Below are 1,702 nucleotides of genomic sequence, written 5' to 3'. Positions count from 1 at the left end.
ATCAGACAATCTGTGTGAGCACTACAAAGTACGCTTCTTTAAGGTAAGGAGGTGATCCAACCGCAGGTTCCCCTACGGTTACCTTGTTACGACTTCACCCCAGTCATGAATCACAAAGTGGTAAGCGCCCTCCCGAAGGTTAAGCTACCTACTTCTTTTGCAACCCACTCCCATGGTGTGACGGGCGGTGTGTACAAGGCCCGGGAACGTATTCACCGTGGCATTCTGATCCACGATTACTAGCGATTCCGACTTCATGGAGTCGAGTTGCAGACTCCAATCCGGACTACGACGCACTTTATGAGGTCCGCTTGCTCTCGCGAGGTCGCTTCTCTTTGTATGCGCCATTGTAGCACGTGTGTAGCCCTGGTCGTAAGGGCCATGATGACTTGACGTCATCCCCACCTTCCTCCAGTTTATCACTGGCAGTCTCCTTTGAGTTCCCGGCCGGACCGCTGGCAACAAAGGATAAGGGTTGCGCTCGTTGCGGGACTTAACCCAACATTTCACAACACGAGCTGACGACAGCCATGCAGCACCTGTCTCACGGTTCCCGAAGGCACATTCTCATCTCTGAAAACTTCCGTGGATGTCAAGACCAGGTAAGGTTCTTCGCGTTGCATCGAATTAAACCACATGCTCCACCGCTTGTGCGGGCCCCCGTCAATTCATTTGAGTTTTAACCTTGCGGCCGTACTCCCCAGGCGGTCGACTTAACGCGTTAGCTCCGGAAGCCACGCCTCAAGGGCACAACCTCCAAGTCGACATCGTTTACGGCGTGGACTACCAGGGTATCTAATCCTGTTTGCTCCCCACGCTTTCGCACCTGAGCGTCAGTCTTCGTCCAGGGGGCCGCCTTCGCCACCGGTATTCCTCCAGATCTCTACGCATTTCACCGCTACACCTGGAATTCTACCCCCCTCTACGAGACTCAAGCTTGCCAGTATCAGATGCAGTTCCCAGGTTGAGCCCGGGGATTTCACATCTGACTTAACAAACCGCCTGCGTGCGCTTTACGCCCAGTAATTCCGATTAACGCTTGCACCCTCCGTATTACCGCGGCTGCTGGCACGGAGTTAGCCGGTGCTTCTTCTGCGGGTAACGTCAATGAGCAAAGGTATTAACTTTACTCCCTTCCTCCCCGCTGAAAGTACTTTACAACCCGAAGGCCTTCTTCATACACGCGGCATGGCTGCATCAGGCTTGCGCCCATTGTGCAATATTCCCCACTGCTGCCTCCCGTAGGAGTCTGGACCGTGTCTCAGTTCCAGTGTGGCTGGTCATCCTCTCAGACCAGCTAGGGATCGTCGCCTAGGTGAGCCGTTACCCCACCTACTAGCTAATCCCATCTGGGCACATCCGATGGCAAGAGGCCCGAAGGTCCCCCTCTTTGGTCTTGCGACGTTATGCGGTATTAGCTACCGTTTCCAGTAGTTATCCCCCTCCATCAGGCAGTTTCCCAGACATTACTCACCCGTCCGCCACTCGTCAGCGAAACAGCAAGCTGTTTCCTGTTACCGTTCGACTTGCATGTGTTAGGCCTGCCGCCAGCGTTCAATCTGAGCCATGATCAAACTCTTCAATTTAAAAGTTTGATGCTCAAAGAATTAAACTTCGTAATGAATTACGTGTTCACTCTTGAGACTTGGTATTCATTTATCGTCTTGCGACGTTAAGAATCCGTATCTTCGAGTGCCCACAC

The 1,702-nt window shown here is 53.0% G+C and carries 1 rRNA gene; it reads right to left on the bottom strand.

What is annotated here, in order from left to right:
* Positions 1-44: 44 nt before the first annotated feature.
* A 16S ribosomal RNA gene (locus D9736_RS22665) occupies positions 45-1,586 on the bottom strand.
* Positions 1,587-1,702 lie beyond the last annotated feature (116 nt).

Source organism: Escherichia sp. E10V10 (genome assembly GCF_004211985.1).
GTDB lineage: Bacteria > Pseudomonadota > Gammaproteobacteria > Enterobacterales > Enterobacteriaceae > Escherichia.
This window is presented reverse-complemented; position numbering and strand designations above follow the sequence as displayed.